The organism is Streptomyces sp. NPDC002130, from assembly GCF_040296465.1.
Classification (GTDB): domain Bacteria; phylum Actinomycetota; class Actinomycetes; order Streptomycetales; family Streptomycetaceae; genus Streptomyces.
This window is the reverse complement of sequence record NZ_JBEOXI010001253.1, coordinates 1-1,045: the sequence shown is the minus strand read 5'-3', so window position 1 is coordinate 1,045 and position 1,045 is coordinate 1. Positions and strand designations below refer to the sequence as shown.

Genomic DNA, 1,045 nt, shown 5'->3' with positions numbered 1-1,045 from the left:
CGCTCCGGTGGGGGTGGCCTTCCATCTGGACACGACGAGCGTCGCGGAGAAGGCGACCGCCCTCGAAGGGTGCCTGGCCGCACTGGCGCGGACTACCCGCTCAGGCAGCAGCAGCGCGCCGCCGAAACGAAACGCGCGCGCTTCCTCCGGACAACGTGTGCTCCCCAACGGGGATGCGAGCCGACGATCGAAAATCCAGTGAGCGGCCTCGTGCCCCAAACTGAGACGCTGGACCGCTCCAGGCAGTTGACTCGTGAGCGCTACCAGCGGGCGTTCGGTTCCAAGGTTCGGGCGGGACACCCCAACGTGATCCGATGCGCCTTCAAAGCTGTCATCCAAGTCGTTGACGACACCGACGCCGTGACGTTCCAGCAGTCGAGTGACGTTCTTGACCGGATCTTCTGGTCCCAGACCTGCGGATCGTCGGAGGGCTTCGGCACATTCCTCGGGATCGTTGTTGAACTCGGCAGGGTCCGGCAGTTCGCTCGTCCGGAACTCCGACGCCGCGGAGATGGCATTGAACAAACGAGCAGCTTCGGAGTAGAGACGCTTCACACGACGTTCGTCACGAGCGCTCGCGCGGGCACGCTTACGGAAGGTGAACTGGCCGGCGTCCGTCTCCCCGTCTGGCATCTGGAAGAAGCTGAGCGGGAGCGAATAGGTTTCGGAAAGTTTGACCGCGAGGGACTCGGGCAACGGTCGTGAACCCTTCTGCACCAACGACAAAAAGCTCTGCGATACCTCCGCAGAGGTCGCGAGCTCTTGCTGTGTCAGGCCTTTGAGGTCACGAAGGGCCAGCAGTCGGGGTCCGAGCAGCTCTCGGTCAGTGTTGTTGTCAATCATTCTTCGTTTTCTGCGCGATCGATATTTGCCTCGCCGAAGAAGTCCTCATCGTCTGAGTCTCCGGAGAAGGTCATGTCGGTAAAGATGGTGCCGTCGGGCCGGACGGCGATGTCGAGATCGTAGGGCACTGCCTGGCCGTAGACGCCTGCGGCGAGCGGCCGAACGATCCGAAGAGTGAATCCTTCTGCGACGCTTTCCTTTT

At 62.1% G+C, this 1,045-nt stretch carries 2 protein-coding genes; both read right to left on the bottom strand.

Annotation, left to right across the window (positions count from 1 at the left end):
• On the bottom strand, positions 1-843 hold an 843-nt coding region (locus ABT116_RS50065; protein ID WP_351648457.1), incomplete at its 3' end, for an ImmA/IrrE family metallo-endopeptidase.
• Positions 840-1,045: hypothetical protein (locus ABT116_RS50060; protein ID WP_351648453.1), on the bottom strand; the 206-nt coding region annotated here is incomplete at its 5' end. The genes ABT116_RS50065 and ABT116_RS50060, both read right to left, overlap by 4 nt.